14 protein-coding genes are annotated in these 16,229 nt (G+C 76.1%); 5 read left to right on the top strand and 9 right to left on the bottom strand.

From position 1 onward, the window contains the following. Window positions 1–29: 29 nt before the first annotated feature. The 5 genes from dgoD to IE321_RS12060 are packed head-to-tail and all read right to left on the bottom strand — an operon-like array spanning window position 30 to window position 4,518. Window positions 30–1,175 carry a galactonate dehydratase gene (gene dgoD / locus IE321_RS12080; protein ID WP_043225603.1) on the bottom strand — a complete coding sequence of 382 codons (1,146 nt, stop codon included), beginning with the start codon at window positions 1,173–1,175 and terminating at the stop codon, window positions 30–32. Continuing rightward, the gene (locus IE321_RS12075; RefSeq protein ID WP_051842261.1) at window positions 1,172–1,924 is read right to left on the bottom strand and encodes an SDR family NAD(P)-dependent oxidoreductase; all 753 of its coding nucleotides are present in this window, start codon (window positions 1,922–1,924) and stop codon (window positions 1,172–1,174) included. The genes dgoD and IE321_RS12075 overlap by 4 nt, the downstream gene beginning before the upstream one ends. A 29-nt stretch (window positions 1,925–1,953) precedes the next feature. Further along, entirely contained in the window at window positions 1,954–2,955 is a 1,002-nt protein-coding gene (locus IE321_RS12070; protein ID WP_190222848.1) for a sugar kinase, read from the bottom strand. Further along, window positions 2,952–3,593 (bottom strand): bifunctional 4-hydroxy-2-oxoglutarate aldolase/2-dehydro-3-deoxy-phosphogluconate aldolase, encoded by a 642-nt coding sequence (locus IE321_RS12065; RefSeq protein ID WP_190222847.1) that lies wholly within the window; start codon window positions 3,591–3,593, stop codon window positions 2,952–2,954. The genes IE321_RS12070 and IE321_RS12065 overlap by 4 nt, the downstream gene beginning before the upstream one ends. A gap of 19 nt (window positions 3,594–3,612) precedes the next feature. Next, complete coding sequence (locus IE321_RS12060) at window positions 3,613–4,518, bottom strand: SMP-30/gluconolactonase/LRE family protein (RefSeq protein WP_190222846.1); 906 nt, start codon at window positions 4,516–4,518, stop codon at window positions 3,613–3,615. Between the two features lie 201 nt (window positions 4,519–4,719). Here IE321_RS12060 and IE321_RS12055 point away from each other — a divergent pair, with 201 nt between their 5' ends. Continuing rightward, window positions 4,720–5,976, top strand: a complete 1,257-nt coding sequence (locus IE321_RS12055; protein ID WP_190222845.1) for an ROK family transcriptional regulator — start codon at window positions 4,720–4,722, stop codon at window positions 5,974–5,976. Between the two features lie 28 nt (window positions 5,977–6,004). Here the strand turns inward: IE321_RS12055 and IE321_RS12050 are convergent, their stop codons facing one another. After that, entirely contained in the window at window positions 6,005–6,778 is a 774-nt protein-coding gene (locus tag IE321_RS12050; protein WP_079022126.1) for an IclR family transcriptional regulator, read from the bottom strand. 215 nt (window positions 6,779–6,993) lie between these two features. Here IE321_RS12050 and IE321_RS12045 point away from each other — a divergent pair, with 215 nt between their 5' ends. The 3 genes from IE321_RS12045 to IE321_RS12035 all read left to right on the top strand — a co-directional run bounded on the left by IE321_RS12045 (window position 6,994) and on the right by IE321_RS12035 (window position 10,335). Next, complete coding sequence (locus tag IE321_RS12045; RefSeq protein WP_190222844.1) at window positions 6,994–8,148, top strand: mandelate racemase/muconate lactonizing enzyme family protein; 1,155 nt, start codon at window positions 6,994–6,996, stop codon at window positions 8,146–8,148. After that, entirely contained in the window at window positions 8,145–9,164 is a 1,020-nt protein-coding gene (locus IE321_RS12040; RefSeq protein WP_190222843.1) for a zinc-dependent alcohol dehydrogenase, read from the top strand. Before IE321_RS12045 ends, IE321_RS12040 begins: the two co-directional genes overlap by 4 nt. A 217-nt stretch (window positions 9,165–9,381) precedes the next feature. After that, window positions 9,382–10,335 (top strand): hypothetical protein, encoded by a 954-nt coding sequence (locus IE321_RS12035; protein ID WP_190222842.1) that lies wholly within the window; start codon window positions 9,382–9,384, stop codon window positions 10,333–10,335. A gap of 45 nt (window positions 10,336–10,380) precedes the next feature. Here IE321_RS12035 and IE321_RS12030 read toward each other — a convergent pair whose 3' ends face one another. Beyond that, the gene (locus IE321_RS12030) at window positions 10,381–10,683 is read right to left on the bottom strand and encodes a putative quinol monooxygenase (protein ID WP_043225608.1); all 303 of its coding nucleotides are present in this window, start codon (window positions 10,681–10,683) and stop codon (window positions 10,381–10,383) included. Between the two features lie 269 nt (window positions 10,684–10,952). On the opposite strand from IE321_RS12030, the gene IE321_RS12025 reads away from it, so the two are divergent. Continuing rightward, window positions 10,953–11,984: a LacI family DNA-binding transcriptional regulator gene (locus IE321_RS12025; RefSeq protein ID WP_190222841.1), complete on the top strand. Its 1,032-nt coding sequence runs from the start codon at window positions 10,953–10,955 to the stop codon at window positions 11,982–11,984. Here IE321_RS12025 and IE321_RS12020 read toward each other — a convergent pair. Together IE321_RS12020 and IE321_RS12015 are read right to left on the bottom strand one after the other, a co-directional pair. Beyond that, window positions 11,974–14,217 carry a glycosyl hydrolase family 95 catalytic domain-containing protein gene (locus IE321_RS12020; RefSeq protein WP_190222840.1) on the bottom strand — a complete coding sequence of 748 codons (2,244 nt, stop codon included), beginning with the start codon at window positions 14,215–14,217 and terminating at the stop codon, window positions 11,974–11,976. The two genes, IE321_RS12025 and IE321_RS12020, sit on opposite strands and share 11 nt — an antisense overlap. Continuing rightward, window positions 14,214–16,211, bottom strand: coding sequence for a beta-galactosidase (locus IE321_RS12015; protein WP_190222839.1), 1,998 nt, complete (start codon window positions 16,209–16,211; stop codon window positions 14,214–14,216). Before IE321_RS12015 ends, IE321_RS12020 begins: the two co-directional genes overlap by 4 nt. Window positions 16,212–16,229: the final 18 nt, after the last annotated feature.

Raw genomic sequence — 16,229 nt, 5'->3', positions numbered from 1 at the left:
GGGATCCGGCCCTTTCCCGTGTCCGGGAACTACCACTCCGCCAGGGAGCCGTCGTCGCGGCGCCAGGCCGGGTTGCGCCAGCGGTGGCCGGTCTCGGCGGCCCGCTCCACGGCCTTCGCGTCGACCTCGATGCCGAGGCCGGGGCCGGTGGGCAGGGCCACGTGCCCGTCCTCGTACCGGAAGACCGAGGGGTCGACGAGGTAGTCGAGGAGGTCGGAGCCGGTGTTGTAGTGGATGCCGAGGCTCTGCTCCTGGATGAGCAGGTTGGGCGTGGCGAAGCCGACCTGGAGGCAGGAGGCGAGCGCGATCGGGCCGAGCGGGCAGTGCGGGGCGAGGGAGACGTCGTACGCCTCCGCCATCGCGGCGATCCGCCGGCTCTCGGAGATGCCGCCCGCGTGCGAGAGGTCGGGCTGGGCGACGGCGATGCCCTGGCCGAGCACCTTCTTGAAGTCCCAGCGGGAGTAGAGGCGTTCGCCGGTGGCGATGGGGATCGAGGTGGAGCGGACGACCTCGCCGATGTGATCGCTCATCTCCGGGACGACCGGTTCCTCCACGAAGAAGGGCAGGTACGGCTCCAGGAGCGGCAGGACCCGGCGGGCCATCGGGAGGGTGAGGCGGCCGTGGAAGTCGACGGCGATGTCGAAGTCGTCGCCGACGGCCTCGCGGATCGAGGCGACGCGGTCGACGATCGCCTGGGTGGCGGCGGGGGTGTCGATGAGCCGGAGCTGGGCGGAGGCGTTCATCTTGATGGCGGTGAAGCCCTCGTCCTTGCGGGCCAGGGCCTCGGAGGCGACCTCGTCGGGGCGGTCGCCGCCGATCCAGCTGTAGACGCGGACCCGGTCGCGGACGGGTCCGCCGAGGAGGTCCCAGACGGGGACGCCGAGCGCCTTGCCCTTGATGTCCCACAGGGCCTGGTCGATGCCGGCGACGGCGCTGGAGAGGACGGGTCCGCCGCGGTAGAAGCCGCCCTTGGTGAGGACCTGCCAGTGGTCCTCGATCCGCGTCGGGTCCTGGCCGACCAGGTAGTCGGACAGCTCCTCGACGGCGGCGGCGACGGTGTGGGCGCGGCCCTCGACGACGGGTTCGCCCCAGCCGGTGATCCCCTCGTCGGTGTCGATCCGCAGGAAGCACCAGCGGGGGGCGACGAGGTAGGTCTTCAGGGAGGTGATCTTCACTTGGAGTCCTTCTTGACGGTCCAGCCGCCGTCGACGACGAGGTTGGTGCCGGTGATGTAGGCGGCGTCGGCCGAGGCGAGGAAGGCGACGGCGGAGGCGACCTCCTCGGGGCGGCCGAGGCGGGCGAGGGCGGTGGCGTCGGCGGAGAGGCGGCGGCCCTCCTCGTCGACGTCGTTCCAGACGTCGGTGAGGATCGGGCCGGGCAGCACGGAGTTGAAGCGCACGTCGGGGCCGTACTCGACGGCGAACTGGCGGATCAGCGCGCACATGCCGCCCTTGGCGGCGGCGTAGGCGGGGTAGCCGGGGAGGCCGAAGTCGGCGTGGACGCTGGAGGTGGCGACGAGGCTGCCGCCCCCGGCGCGCAGGTCGTCGAGGAAGGTGCGGGCGGCGAGGTAGAGGGAGCGGAGGTTGACGGCGAGCTCGCGGTCCCAGGTGGCGACGGGGAGCTCGTGGGCGGCGGCCGGGGTGTGGGTGAAGGCGTTGCTGTGCAGGACGGAGACGGGGCCGAAGCGCTGGTGGGTCTCCTCGCGCAGCGCGGTCCAGTCGGCCTCGGAGGAGACGTCGCAGCGGACGAAGGCGGCGCGGCCGCCCTCCTCGCGGATGCGGGCGGCGACGGCCTCGCCGGCGGGGGCGGCGATGTCGGCGACGACGACGGCCGCGCCCTCGCGGGCGAGCCGGACGGCGCTGGCCGCGCCGATGCCTGAGGCGGCGCCGGTGACGACGGCGGTCTGCCCGGAGAAACGGTTCATGTGCGGGGGCCTTCTCGGGGAGGGGGAGGTCAGCGGGTGATGTCCTGGGCGGCCAGGAGGCCGAGTTCCGTGCGGCGCGGGATGCCCTCCCAGTCGCCGGGGACGGAGACGGCGAAGGCTCCGCAGAGGGCGGCGAGCCGGAGCCGTTCGGGGACCGGGGAGCCGTCGAGGCGGGCCGCGAGGTAGCCGGAGACGAAGGCGTCGCCCGCACCGACGGGGTCGACGGCGGTGACGGGGATCGCGGCCTGGCGGTGGGCGCCGTCGGCGGTGACGGCGAGGGCGCCGTCCGCGCCGAGCTTGACGACGGCCTCGGCGGGGCCGAGCCGGGTGAGGGCGCGGGCGGTCTCCTCCGGCTCGCCCCCGGGGACGAAGAGCGCGGCCTCCTCGGGACCGGCGAAGAGCAGGTCGGTGTACGGGAGGAGGCGGCCGAGCACCTCGGCGGCCTCGGTCCGGCTCCACAGGCGCTCGCGGTGGTTGACGTCGAGGGAGACGGTGACGCCGGCGCCGTGCGCGAGGCGGACGGCGTGCTCGACGGCGGCGCGGGCGGTGGCGCTCAGCGCCGGGGTGATGCCGGTGACGTGGAGGATCCGGGCGCCGGTGATCCGGGCCTCGTCGAGGTCGGCGGGGGCGAGCCGGGAGCCGGCGAGTCCGGCCCGGTAGTAGCTGACGCGGAGCCGGTCGGCGGTCCTGCGCTCGCGGAGCATGAGGCCGGTGGGGGCGTCGGGGTCGGTGCGGGCGCCGGAGACGTCCACGCCCTCGGCGCGCAGTCCGGCGAGGACCATGGCGCCGGCCGCGTCGTCGCCGACCCGACCGGTCCAGGCGGCGGTGTGCCCGAGCCGGCTGACGCCGACGGCCACGGTCGCCTCGGCCCCGGCCCAGCCGAGCCTCATCGGGGTGCCGTGGGCGAAGGGTCCGGGCTCGGTGGCGGCGACGACGGCCATGGCCTCGCCGAGGGTCACGAGCGAGGGGGTGGAGCCGGGCACGGGACCGGGCGCGGGGGCGGGGGTGGAGTGCGGTGCGGGGTGCGTCATCGGGGCCGTATCCCGTCCAGGAGGGCGGCCGCCCGGTCGGTGAGGGCCGCGAGGGAGCCGCCTTCGCAGGCGTCGCCGACGAGGGGGCCGCCGATGCCCAGCGCGGTGGCGCCGGCGGCGAGGTAGGCGGGGGCGTCGGCGGCGCCGATGCCGCCGGTGGGGACGAGCGGCACGTCGGGGAGCGGGGCGCGGACGGCCTTGAGGTACGCGGGGCCGCCGGTGGCGGCGGGGAAGAGCTTGACCATGGTCGCGCCGGCCCGCCAGGCGGTGAGGATCTCGGTCGGGGTGTACGCGCCGGGCAGCACCGGCACGTCGAGGCGGACGGCCTCGGCGATGACGTCGGTACAGGTGGCGGGGGTGATCAGGTAGGTGGCGCCGGCCTCGACGGCGGCCCGGGCGTCGGCGGGGGTGGTGACCGTGCCGGCGCCGAGGGCGAGCCCGGGCGGGGCGTCGGCGGCGTACTCGCGGAGCGCGTCGAGCGCCCCGGGGGTGGTGAGCGTGAACTCGGCGGCGCGGACTCCGGAGGCGAGGAGGGCGTCGGTGACCTCGGCGAAGCGGGTGGCGGAGGAGGAGCGGAGGATCGCGATGACGGGGGCGGCGGCCAGGGCGGCGCGCAGTCCGTCGTACGGGCTGGTCATGGTGGGTTCCCGGGAGGTGTCAGCGGTCGGCGTACGGGGTGGCGGGCAGGCCCGTCACGCCCGGGCGGCAGACGAAGAGGCGGCCGGCGTCGGGCTCGGCGCGGCGCCGGTCGTCGGAGAGGCCGTGGGTGGCGGTGGTGATGACGAGGACGTCGAGGTCGGGGCCGGCGAAGGCGCAGCTGGTGACGTGGGAGGCGGGCAGCTCCACGCGCGCGTGGAGGACGCCGCCGGGGGTGAGGGCGAGGACCTCGCCGCCGCCCCAGACGGCGACCCAGACGTTGCCCTCGGCGTCGACGGTGAGGCCGTCGGGGTAGCCGCGGTCGAGGACGGCGAAGGGGCGGCGGCCGGAGAGGGCGCCGGTGGCGGGGTCGTAGTCGAAGACGTCGACGCGGCGGGTGGGGCTGTCGGCGTAGTAGAGGAGGGTGCCGTCGGGGCTCCAGCCGAGGCCGTTGGAGATGGTGACGGCTTCGACGAGGGGGGTGAGGCCGTCGGCGTCGAGGCGGTAGAGGGCGCCGGCGCCGGGCCGCTCGTCGAAGGCCATGGTGCCGCCGAGGAGCCGGCCGGCGGGGTCGACGGAGGCGTCGTTCATCCGGCGCGGGACGCCGTCGTCGGGGAGGGCGGGGGCGGCCAGCTCGACGGCCTCGGCCGGGGGGCGGCCGTCCTCCAGGCGGAGGAAGGCGGTGCCGGCGGCGACGAGGAGGGCCCCGGAGGCGCAGGGGACGGCCGCGCCCACGGGGCGGTCGAAGCGGAGGGAGGTGGTGGGCGCCAGGTCGGTGCGGCCGTCCTCCCGGGTGAGGGCGGCGCGGTGGACGAGGCCCTCGGTGATGTCGACCCAGAGGAGCTCCCGGCGGGCGGCGTCCCAGACGGGGCCTTCGGGCAGGCGGCCGGGCGCGGGGGTGCAGGGCACGGCGGTGAGCTGGAACATCGCGTCTCCTCCGGGGTGTCGACGGGGTGGTGAGGTGGCGGTGGGGTGCCGGTGGGGTGCCGGCGAGGGAAAAGCTACGGGTTCGTCTAACGGTTGTAAATACACCTCCGCGCTCTTCTTCCAACCCTTCGAATAAGATCCGGGGTGCCGGGGACGACGGCGGACACAGCGACGACAGCGCACCGACGGAGGACAGCAGGGATGATCAGGCGCACCTCGCAGGACATTCGCCGACTCAACCGCTTCGAGGTGCTGCGCCGGGTCTACGCGGGCCCCGGCGCGATGAGCCGGCAGGACGTCGCGGCCGCCACCGGCCTCTCCTTCGCCACGGTCGCCAACCTCACCGCCGAACTCCTCGAAGCGGGCGTCCTCGTCGAGGCCGGGCACGAGGAGTCCGGCGGCGGACGGCCCCGCGCGCGGCTCGCCGTCAACGCCGAGCGGGGCGCGCTGATCGGCGTCGACATCGCCGAGACCTCGGTCCACGCCGAGCTGTTCGACCTGGCGCTGACGGTCCGGCACTCCGTGGAGCGCCCGCTGCCGCCGGGGGACGTCCGCCCCTCCGACGTCGTCGACGCGCTCGCCGGGGCCGTCGGGGAACTGCTCGCCGCCTCCGGGACCGACCGCGCGCGGGTCCTCGGCGCCGGCGTGAGCGTGCCGGGCATGGTCGAGCGCGAGGGCGGGGTGTCGTCGTTCTCGCCGTACTGGTCCTGGCACGAGGTCCCGCTGCGGGCCCTGCTCGACGAGCGGCTCGGGCTGCCGCTGTGGCTGGACAACCCGCTGCGGGCCAGCACGGTCGCCGAGATGTGGTGCGGAGCGGGCCGCGAGGTCGACGACCTGGTGGTGCTGACGCTGCGCGCGGGCGTCGGCGCGGGCATCGCGATCGGCGGGCAGCTGTACCGCGGCTTCACCAACAGCGCGGGCGAGTGGGGCCACACCTGCCTCGCCCTCGACGGCCGCCCGTGCACCTGCGGCAACCGGGGCTGCGTGGAGGCGTACGTGTCGCTGCGCGGGATCGCCGAGACCTGGCGGGAGCTCGCCCCCGGCGACGCGCGGGCGACCGGCCCCGACGACGCGGTGACGGTCGCGGCGCTGGCCCGCGCGGCCGACGCGGGCGACCCGGCGGCGGCCGCGGCGATCGACCGCATCGGGCGCTACCTCGGCGCGCCCGTCGCCACCCTCGTGAACCTGGTCAACCCGCAGGTCGTCGTGGTCGGCAACCAGGTCGTCGACCTGCTCGGCGAGCGGCTGCTGCCGGTCGCGTACGAGGCGGTGGGGCGCCACGCGCTCGCCCTGCCGCACCGGGCGGCGACCCTGTGCCGCAGCACGGTCCCGCACAACCCGGTGACGCTCGGCGCGGCGACCTTCGCCCTGGAGGGCTTCCTCGACGACCGGGAGGTCTTCGGTCCGGTCAGCCGCATGCGCAAGGCCGCCAAGGGCGGCGCGGGCGCGGGTGGCTGAGCACCGGGGGGCCGCGCGCGGCCCGGCGTCAGCGCCCGGAGCCGCGGTGTCCCAGGCGGGCGGAGAGTTCGCCGGCTCCGCGCACGGCGAGGGCGGTGAGTTCGTTCTCCCGGGCCTCGTCCCAGCGGATCACCGGGACGGAGATGGAGAGGGCGGCGACGACCCGGCCGGAGCGGTCGCGGACGGGGGCGGCGACACAGGACACGTCCGGGTTGGACTCCCGCTGCTCGACGGCGACGCCGAGGATCGCGATCTCGGCGAGCGCGGCACGCAGGGCGTCCGGGTCGGTGATGCTCCGCGGCGTCATGCCGGTCAGCTCGCGCCCGTCGAGGAGTTCGTCGAGCTCGTCGGCGGGGAGCATCGCGAGGAGCATCTTGCCGACGGCCGTGCAGTGGGCGGGGAGCCGCCGGCCGGCCGCCGACACCATGCGGACGGCGTGGGTGGAGTCCACCTTGGCGACGTAGATGACGTCGGCGTCCTCCAGGAGGGCGACGTGCACGGTCTCGCCGCAGGTCTCGGCGGTCTCGCGGGCCACCTCCCGTCCCTCCGCGGCGAGGTCGAGCTGTTCGGCGTAGCGGCTGCCGAGCTGGTAGGTGCGCACCCCGAGCCGATAGCGGCCGGGCTGTTCCGGCACCGGCACGAGGTAGTTCCGGGCGGTGAGGGTGGAGACCAGCTCGTGGGTCGTGGTGCGGGGCAGCCCGAGCCTGCGGGTGATCTCGGGGGCGGAGAGCGTGCCGTCTCCCTGGAGGAACAGCTCCAGTACGTCGAATGCCCTGGTCACCGCTGGTACGAGTCGCCCCATGGCCCCCCACCCCACCCTCACGCCGTTCGAAATGCCGGACCGCGACCGAAATCGCGGACAGAGACTAGCCGCGGGCCGGGCGCCGGGCAACGGGCCCGGGCCGTCCGGGACGGGGTGGCCGCGCTCCCATTGACACCCCGCCGGGCCGCTGTCTACGGTCACGCCACCTCGTCGAACGCCGTTCGAAATCACGAACACTCCGGAGAGCCATCGTCGTGCGCATCACGGGAATCACCACTCATGTCGTCGGCACCCCCTGGCGGAACCTCACCTATGTCCTGGTCCACACCGACGAGGGGCTGACCGGCGTCGGCGAGACCCGGATGCTCGGTCACACCGACGCCCTGCTCGGCTATCTGCGCGAGGCGGAGGCCAACCACATCGCGGGCTCCGACCCCTTCGCCGTCGAGGACCTCGTACGGCGCATGAAGTACGGGGACTTCGGACGGGCGGGCGAGATCGTGATGTCCGGGATCGCGGTCGTCGAGACGGCCTGCTGGGACATCAAGGGCAAGGCCCTCGGCGTGCCGGTGTGGCAGCTGCTCGGCGGGCGGGTGACGGACCGGGTGCCGGCGTACGCGAACGGCTGGTACACCTCCGAGCGGACCCCCGAGGCGTACCACGCGGCGGCCCGCGAGGTGGTCGCGCGCGGCTACCGGGCCCTGAAGATCGACCCGTTCGGCGCGGGCAGGCTCGAACTCGACCCGGCCGCCTCGCGGTACGCGGTCTCGCTCATCGAGGCCGTCCGGGACGCGATCGGGCCCGACACCGAGCTGATGGTGGAGATGCACGGACGCTTCTCCCCCGCGACGGCCGTCCGGCTCGCCCGCGAGCTGGCCCCCTTCCGCCCGGCGTGGCTGGAGGAGCCGGTGCCGCCGGAGAACCTGAAGGCGCTGGCGAAGGTGGCGGAGAAGACGGAGCTGCCGATCGCCACCGGGGAGCGGATCCACGACCGGATCGAGTTCCGCGAGCTCTTCGAGTCGCAGGCCGCCGACATCATCCAGCCGGACGTCGGGCACATCGGCGGCATCCTGGAGGCCCGCAAGCTGGCCGCGACCGCCGAGACCCACTACGTGACCGTCGCCCCGCACAACGTCGGCGGCTCGGTCCTCACCGCGGCCTCGCTCCAGCTCGCCGCCTGCACCCCGAACTTCAAGGTGCTGGAGCACTTCAACGACTTCGCCGACGCGGAGATCAAGAAGGTCGTGCGCGGCGCCCCGGAAATCGACCCGGAGACCGGCTGCTTCCCCGTCTCGCACGCCCCCGGCCTCGGCGTCGAGCTGGACGTGGACGCGGCGTCCGAGTTCCCGCAGCAGCGGGCGCGGTTCGACCTGTGGGCGGACGGCTGGGAGCGGAGGCGGCCGAAGTGACCGGCGGCCCGACCGACCGTGCCGTGCTCGTCGAACGGCCCGGTGCGCACCGGCTCGTGACCCGCCCCCGGCCCGAACCCGGCCCGGGCGAGGTCCTGGTGAGGGTCGCCGCCGCCGGGATCTGCCTCAGCGACCGGGAGGTGTACGAGGGGCGGCGGGCGCCCGGCTATGTGCGCTACCCGGTGGTGCCGGGGCACGAGTGGTCCGGCACCGTCGAGGCGGTCGGCCCCGGGGTGGACCCGGGGCTGGCCGGCCGGCCGTGCGTCGCGGAGGGCTTCCGCAGCTGCGGGACCTGCGAGCGGTGCCGGTACGGCGAGACGAGCCTGTGCACCGCCGGGTACGCGGAGACCGGCTTCACCGAACCGGGCGCCTTCGCCGACCGGCTGCTCGTCCCCGCCCGCCTCCTCCACCTCCTGCCGGACGGCTCCGACCTGCGGGCCGCCGCCCTGCTGGAGCCGGCGGCGGTGGTCGCGGCGGCGGTACGGGCCGGCGGGCCGCGCCCCGGGGAGCGGATCGCCGTCGTCGGCGCCGGGACGCTCGGGCTGCTCGCCACGCGGTGGCTGGCCTCCGACTCCCCCGCCGAGCTGGCCGAGGCCGTCCCGCGCGCGGCCCGGGCCGCGCGGGCCCTGGACTTCGGGGCGAGCGCCGCGCTCGCCCCGGGGGAGGCGGCGCCCGGTGCCTTCGACCTCGTGGTGGAGACGGCCGGGGCGCCCGGCACGGCCGCCTCGTCGTGCCTGCTCGCCCGCCGGGGCGGCCGGGTGGTGCTCACCGGCATGTTCGCGGAGGGCGCCACCGGCATCGACCCGGTGCACCTCTCGGTGAGCCAGCTGGAGCTGCGGAGCGTCTTCGGCGCCTCCTCGGCGGCCTGGGCGGACGCGGTGCGGGCCTTCGCGACCGGGCTGCTCGACCCGGCGCCGCTGGTCACCCACGAGTTCCCGCTGGAGCGCTTCGCCGAGGCGCTGGCCCTGGTCGGCGGCGACGACCCGACGGTCGGCAAGGTCCTGCTGCGGCCCTGAACCCGCTGCGTACACCCGGGGCCGACGCGTACGCCGGGGCCCGACGCGTACCCCCGGGCCCGCGTACACCCGGGCCCGAGGCGCACACCCGGACCCGCCGCGTACCGAGCGGGTCGACTCGTCCCTCCGATCCCGCCGTGCCCCGCCGTGCCCCGCCGGGGCGTCCGGTCGCCCCGCTCCCCGCACATCGTCCGGCCCATCGCACACGAGGAGTCAGATGTCTTCGCACCACCCCGGAACGGCAGCCCTCCGCCGCATCGGCCACCCCGTCCCGCCGCCCGATCCCGCCGACTCGTCCCCGCACGCCTTTCCGGACGGGGGCCGGTGGCGGACCGAGGTGCCGTCCGTGGAGGGCCCGGAGGCGCTGGCGGCGGTGCTCGCGGAGAGCGCGCGGCTCGACGTGCCGGTGCACCGGGTGAGCCAGGGCAGCGGGGTGTGGATGCTCACCGACGCCGAGATCGCCGAGATGGTGGCGGCCTGCGCCGAACGGGCCGTGGAGCTCTGCCTGTTCACCGGCCCGCGCGGCACCTGGGACACCGGGGCGGCGACCCGGACCGACTCGGGCGGCGCCGGGCCCCGCGCCCGGGGCCACGACGCGCTCGCCGGCTGTGTGGAGGACGCGCTGCGGGCCGCCGAGCTGGGCGTGGGCGCGCTGCTGGTGGCGGACGAGGGCGTGCTGTGGACCCTGCACCGGATGCGGACCGCCGGGGTGCTGCCCGCCGGGATGCGGTTCAAGGTGTCGGCGCTGATCGGCCCGGTGAACCCGGCGTCGTACGCGGTCTACGAGCGGCTCGGCGCCGATTCCCTGAACGTCCCCTCGGACCTGACGCCCGCCCACCTCACCGAGATCCGCCGGGTCAGCGCCGCGCCGATGGACCTCTACGTGGAGGCGCCGGACGACCTCGGCGGCTACGTCCGGCTGCACGAGGTGGCCGAACTGGTGCGCAGGGCCGCGCCGTTGTACCTGAAGTTCGGGTTGAGCCGGGCGGCCGGCATCTACCCGTACGGGGCCCACCTGCGGGAGCACGCGCTGGCCACCGCCCGCGAGCGGGTCCGGCGCGGCCGCCTGGTCCTGGACCAGCTGGCCCGGCACGGCGCCGCCGGGACCATGTCCCCGCCCGGCAGCCACGACCCCGGCCCGCTGACGCGCTTCCCCCGCGAGGCGCCCTGACGCCCCCGCGCGTCCCGGCGGCGGCCCGCTCCGGCGGGACCGCCGTCAGGCGGGTTCCGGCTCGGCGAGCAGGTCGTCGACGAGGGTGAGGCGCGTCTCCGCGAAGTACTCGTCGATCGCCCCGCGCATCATCGCCTCGCCCACCGGGTCGGGGGTTCCGCACTTCTCCCGGGTCTCCCGGTCGGGCCAGCGGGCGTACGCCACCCAGGTGCCGTCGTCCGCCCGGTGGAGCCGGGAGCCGTAGCTGCCGCACTCCTGACGGATCGCCAGGGTCACCCGGTGCCAGCCGTCGACGAGCAGCTGCTCCTTCTCCGGCCGCACCCGCCACCGGTACACCACCGCGAACATCTCCGGCCTCCCTCGTCCCGCCCCGGTGGCCGCCCGCCACCCTGCGCACCCACTGAACTACACCGATCGGTTCAGGGTCAAGACTGAACGGTTCGGTTTGCCCTGCGCGGAGGGTGGCGCACGCCACGAGTCGAAGCGCTTCGATATTGCCCCTCCCCGCAGTCTGGACACGTCAACTCGCCCGCGTTACCGTCCTGCTGAGCCGTCGAAGCGATCTTCCGACGGCTCCGTCGAAGCGATTCGCCCGTCCCGGCCGCAGGGGAGATCGGATGGTCACGCTTGCCGAGGTCGCCCGCCACGCCGGGGTGTCGGCCAGCACGGTGAGCTATGTCCTGAGCGGCAAGCGGCCCATCTCCGACCTCACCCGGCGGCGGGTCCGGGCCAGCATCGAGCAGCTCGGGTACCAGCCGCACGCCGGCGCCAGGGCGCTCGCCAGCAGCCGCTCGCGGATCATCGCGCTGATGGTGCCGTTGCGCACCGACATGTACGTGCCGGTGATGCTGGAGATCGCGGTGGCCGTCGCCACCACGGCCCGGGCGCGCGGCTACGACGTGCTGCTGCTCACCGGCGAGGAGGGGCCCTCGGCGCTGCGCCGGGTCACCGGCAGCGGGCTCGCCGAGGCCGTGATCCTCATGGACGTGCAGCTCGACGACGGGCGGCTGCCGGTGCTGCGCGCGGCGGCCCCGCCCGCCGTCCTCGTCGGGCTGCCCGCCGATCCGGCCGGACTGAACTGCGTGGACCTGGACTTCGCGGCGGCCGGGGCGCTCTGCGTCGAGCACCTGGCCGGGCTCGGGCACCGGGAGATCGCCGTCGTCGGCGGCTCCCCCGGGGTGTACGCCCGGCACACCGGCTTCGCCGAGCGGACCCTCGGCGGGCTGCGCGAGCGGGCCGGGCGGCTGGGCGTGGGGCTGCTGCACCGGCCGTGCGACGGCAGTCACGACGCCGTCGCCGGTGTGCTGGCGCGGATCCTGGACGAGCGCCCGGGGGTCAGCGCCTTCGTGGTGCAGAACGAGACGGCGGTGGAGCCGCTGCTGGCCCTGCTGCGGCGGACCGGCCGGGCGGTGCCGGAGGACGTGTCGGTGGTCGCGGTCTGCCCGGAGGCGGTGGCCGCGCAGGCGTCCGTGCCGCTCACCTCGGTGGCGATCCCGGCGCAGGAGCTGGGACGGCGGGCGGTGGAGCGGCTGTTCGCCCGGCTCACCGGGCCGGGCGGGCCGGACGCGACCGGGGTGGAGCTGCTCACCCCGGTGCTGACCGTGCGGGCCAGTTCGGGTCCGCCGCCCTCCCGCCGGCTCACGGGCTGACGAGGACGTGCTCCTCGCCCGCCCGGAGCGCCAGCCGCCGCCGGCCCTCGGGGGCGCACAGTTCGACGTCGGCGTCCCGGGCGGGGCGCAGGACGGCCCGGTACTCCCCCGGTGCCCAGGCGAGGTCGAGCCGGGCGCCGAAACGGGTGCGGACGCCGGTGAGCCGGCCGCGGGCGCAGAGTCCGGGCGGCGGCGCGGGCAGCAGCACGAGCCGGCCCGGGGTGGAGCGGACCAGCGCCTCGACGAGGAGGGCGGGCAGGGCGTGGGCGGCGTCGGCGTTGTAGACGTCCCGCTTCGGATAGTGGGCGCTCATCAGGGAGGCGTGGAAGAAGTCGCCGCCGAGGACGCGGCGGAGGGCGTCCCCGGTGCGTGCCGCGTCGCCGAGCCGGGCGGCGATGAGGCCCTGGTGGAGGTGGCCGTGGGCCGAGTCGTTCTCGTGGCCGCGCAGGGCGAGGGCGCGGGCGGCGGCCCGGGCCTGTTCGGGGGTGTCGTACGGAGTGATCTCGTCGAGCGGCCAGACGGGGTAGAGGTGGCTGAGGTGGCGGTGGTCGTAGCGGTCGCCGAGGCCGGGCCAGGCCCATTCGGCGAGGGCGCCGTCGTCGTTGACGCGGTACGGCGGGAGGCGGTCGGCGAGGGCCCGGAGGCGGGCGGCCCGTCCGGCGGGGGCGCGGTCGGCGGCGGCGGTGAGGGCGTGGCGGGCGGCGGCGAGGTCCATGGTGGCGTTGACGGCGCCCCAGCTGCCGCCGCGCGGGCGGTTCTCCGGTGAGTAGGAGGGGACGACGGCGAGGTGCCCGTCGGGGCCGGTGCGGGTGAGGAAGTCCTCGTAGAAGTCGGCGAGTTCGAGGAGCATCCCGGTGAGCCAGGGGTCGCGGCGGCCGTCGGCCTCGTCGGCTTCGAGGAGCGGGAGGAGCAGCCAGTCGGCGGCGGCGGTCCACAGGTGGAGGGGGTACTCCCGGTCGAAGTGGTACGTGTGGCCGCTCTCGCCGTCGGTGTGGGCGGGGGCGACGACGCCCCGGGTGCCGAAGACGGCCCGGGCGTTGTCCCGCCAGTCGGCGCGCTGGCCCCGGATCAGGGTGCGGAGGGCCTCGGTGACCTCGGGCAGGTCGGCGGCGACGGCGGAGGCGGTCTGGAGGGCGAGGTTGGCGTCGGTGGTGAAGCCGCCGGACCAGGCGGTGTCCCAGTCGCCGGTCCACAGCCCGCACAGGCGGGGCGGGTGGAGGCCGGCGGAGGAGAGGAGGTGGTGACGGCCCGCGGCGAAGAGGCGTTCGAGGAGGGCGGGTCCGGCGGGCCGGGCCAGCAGCGCCGAGCCGGGCAGGGCCCGTTCGGCGGGGTCGGCGGCGAGGTCGAGGGCGACCCGGCGGTAGGCGGCGCCGTGCAGGGCGGTGTGCCGGGCGAGGAGCCGGGCGTACGCGGCGGCGGGGCCGTCCTCCCCGGCGAGGGCGCGGAGGGCGGCGGTCTCCCCGGCGGGGTCGTGGGGGCCGTCGTGGCGGTGGACGCGGGTGAGCAGGAGGAGGCGGCGGGCGCCCTCGACGCGGATGCCGCGGTCGGTGAGGGTGGTGCGTCCGGTGTCGGTGAGGACGAGGGTGACGCCGGTGTAGCCGAGGGTGGAGCCGGGGTAGCCCGCGCGCAGGGTGAGTACGGTCTCGCCGTGGGCGGTGGTGATGCCGCGGCCCGCGGTGAGACCGGGCGGGGCGCCGTCGAGGCGGTGGTCGAGCTCGACGTGGACGCGGGGGCCCGGCTCCGTGACGTACTGGACGAGGACGTCGTCGGCGCGCGAGACGAGGACCCGGCTGGCGCGGGGCCCCGCGGTGGCGGTGACGACGCCGGTGGTGAAGTCGGCCTCGCGGCGCACGGCGCGCCCGCCGGCCGGGGCCTCGTCGAGGACGCGGGTGAGGAAGCCCGGGTGGAAGGGCTGGATCCAGCGCAGCGGGCGGCCGTCGGTGAAGGTCTCGGCGGCGGTCGGGTCGCCGGAGAGGAGGGCGTCCTGGAGGGCGGGGAGCCGGTCGGCGAGGCGGGGCGGGTCGGTGTCGCCGGGGGCGTGGTGGGGGCGGACGAGGGTGTGGTGGGTGACGATCACCCGGTCGTCCACCGGGTCGCCGTACACCAGGGCCCCGTGGCGTCCGTTCCCGGCGGGGAAGGCGTCCTCCCAGCGGGCGGCGGGCGCGGGTTCCCAGGTGCCGTGGACGGGGCCCGCCGGGGAGGCGGGCGGGGACGCGGGGGCGGGTGCGCTCATGGGTGCTCCTCCAGGACGGCGGCGCCGAAGCGGTCGAGGGTGAGGGTGTCGTCGACGGTGGTGCCGGTGAGCAGGTCCCGGTGGCGGCCCGGGACGGCGACGGTGACCGGGGCGGGGCCGTGGTGGAGCAGGAAGAGCAGCTCGCCCCGGCGGACGGCCTCGACGCCGTCGGGCAGGCCGTCGAGGGCGGGCCGGACGCCGGCCTCGTGGGCGGCTTCGGCGAGCAGGGCGCGCAGGGCGTCGGGTTCGGGGAGGGTGGAGAGGTAGCGGGCGCGGCCGTGGCGGAGGACGGCGGGGCGGCCGTCGAGCGCGCCGCCCCGGTAGGCGGCCAGGGTCTCGGTGCCGGGGGCGGGGACGAGTTCCTCGGACCAGAGGGTGCCGCGGAAGGTGCCGCAGTCGGCGTGCTCGCCGGGGGCGAGGGGCCACCACTCGTCGATCCGGTCGATGCCGAGGAGCGCGCGGAGGCGGGCGTCCGTGCCACCGGGGCGGATCCGGTCGTCGGGGTCGGCGACGCCGGTGAAGAAGCCGCAGACGAGGCGGCCGCCGCCGGAGACGTACCGCTCCAGGGCGTCGATCGCGGTGTCGTCGAGGAGGTAGAGGTGGGGGACGACGACGAGGGGGTGGGCGGTCAGGTCGTGGTGGGGGTGGGCGAAGGTGACGGGGAGGCCGGCGTCCCAGAGGGCGCGGTGCCAGGCGCGGACCAGGTCGCCCTGGTCGAGGTGGGCGGAGAGGGCGCCCTCGTGGCGGCCGGCCCACCAGGAGTCCCAGTCGTGGAGGAGGGCGACGCCGCCGTCGGGGAGGCGGCTGCCGGCGACGCGGGGGCCGAGGCGGGCGAGGTCGGCGCCGATGCGGACGGTCTCGCGGAAGGCGCGGCCGTGTTCGCCGCTGTGGCCGAGCATGCCGGAGTGGAACTTCTCGGCGCCCTGGCGGGAGGGGCGCCACTGGAAGTAGTGCACGGCGTCGGCGCCGCGGGCGACGGCCTGGAGGGTCCAGAGCCGGTTGAGCCCTTCGGGCTTGGGGTGGTTGACGGGGCGCCAGTTGACGGCGCCGGCGGCCTGTTCCATGACCATCCAGGGGCGGCCGCCGGCCTCGGCGCGGGTGAGGTCGGCGACGAGGGCGTTCTCGTGGCCGCCCGCGCGGGGCTCGGCGGGGTCGGGGTAGACGTCGACGGAGACGACGTCCTCCTCGGCGGCCCAGGCCCAGCCGTCCTGTCCGGACCAGAAGGGCATGAAGTTGGTGGTGACCGGGAGGTGGGGGGTGTGCTTGCGGACGATGTCGCGTTCGGCGCGGTAGCACTCCAGGAGCTGGTCGGAGGTGTAGCGGCGGAAGTCGAGGACGTGGGCGGGGTTGCGGAGGTAGTGGGCGCGGCGCGGGGGCAGGACCTCCTCCCAGGCGGCGTACCGCTGGCTCCAGAAGTCGGTGCCCCAGGCGGTGTTGAGGGCGTCGAGGGTGCCGTACCGGTCCTGGAGCCAGGTGCGGAAGGTGCGGGCGGCCTCGTCGCCCCAGTCGTGGGTGCAGTACTCGTTGTTGATGTGCCACATGACGAGGGCCGGGTGGGCGGCGTAGCGGGCGGCGAGGTCCTCGGTGATCGCGGCGGCGTGGCGGCGGTAGGCGGGGCTGGAGTGGGAGAAGTGCTGGCGGGAGCCCCACCATTCGGTGCGGCCGTCCTCGTCTCGGGGCAGCGACTCGGGGTGGCGGCGGCCGAGCCAGGGCGGCGGGGAGGCGGTGGGGGTGGCGAGGACGACGTCGACGCCGTGCGCGTGGGTGAGGTCCATGAGCCGGTCGAGCCAGCCGAACTCGCGTGCGCCCGGCTCGGGTTCGAGCCGGGACCAGGAGAAGACGCCGAGGGTGACGGTGGTGACGCCGGCCCGGCGCATCAGTCGCAGGTCCTCGGGCCAGGTGTCCTCCGGCCACTGTTCGGGGTTCCAGTCGCCGCCGTAGAGGACGCGGCCGGGGCGGCCGGGCGGGCGGGTGAGGTCGTCGAGGCTCGGCATGCGGGTTCTTCCGGTAGG

The organism is Streptomyces hydrogenans, from assembly GCF_014656075.1.
Classification (GTDB): Bacteria; Actinomycetota; Actinomycetes; order Streptomycetales; family Streptomycetaceae; genus Streptomyces; species Streptomyces hydrogenans.
The sequence above is the reverse complement of the archived record's forward strand: the minus strand, read 5'-3'. Positions and strand labels throughout refer to the sequence as shown.

Coding starts and splice junctions, on each gene's coding strand:
- IE321_RS12015 (WP_190222839.1), bottom strand. CDS start 16,211: ATGCCGAGCCTCGACGACCTCACCCGCCCGCCCGGCCGCCCCGGCCGC.
- IE321_RS12070 (WP_190222848.1), bottom strand. CDS start 2,955: ATGACGCACCCCGCACCGCACTCCACCCCCGCCCCCGCGCCCGGTCCC.
- IE321_RS12025 (WP_190222841.1), top strand. CDS start 10,953: ATGGTCACGCTTGCCGAGGTCGCCCGCCACGCCGGGGTGTCGGCCAGC.
- IE321_RS12035 (WP_190222842.1), top strand. CDS start 9,382: ATGTCTTCGCACCACCCCGGAACGGCAGCCCTCCGCCGCATCGGCCAC.
- IE321_RS12030 (WP_043225608.1), bottom strand. CDS start 10,683: ATGTTCGCGGTGGTGTACCGGTGGCGGGTGCGGCCGGAGAAGGAGCAG.
- IE321_RS12065 (WP_190222847.1), bottom strand. CDS start 3,593: ATGACCAGCCCGTACGACGGACTGCGCGCCGCCCTGGCCGCCGCCCCC.
- IE321_RS12060 (WP_190222846.1), bottom strand. CDS start 4,518: ATGTTCCAGCTCACCGCCGTGCCCTGCACCCCCGCGCCCGGCCGCCTG.
- IE321_RS12050 (WP_079022126.1), bottom strand. CDS start 6,778: ATGGGGCGACTCGTACCAGCGGTGACCAGGGCATTCGACGTACTGGAG.
- IE321_RS12020 (WP_190222840.1), bottom strand. CDS start 14,217: ATGAGCGCACCCGCCCCCGCGTCCCCGCCCGCCTCCCCGGCGGGCCCC.
- IE321_RS12075 (WP_051842261.1), bottom strand. CDS start 1,924: ATGAACCGTTTCTCCGGGCAGACCGCCGTCGTCACCGGCGCCGCCTCA.
- IE321_RS12055 (WP_190222845.1), top strand. CDS start 4,720: ATGATCAGGCGCACCTCGCAGGACATTCGCCGACTCAACCGCTTCGAG.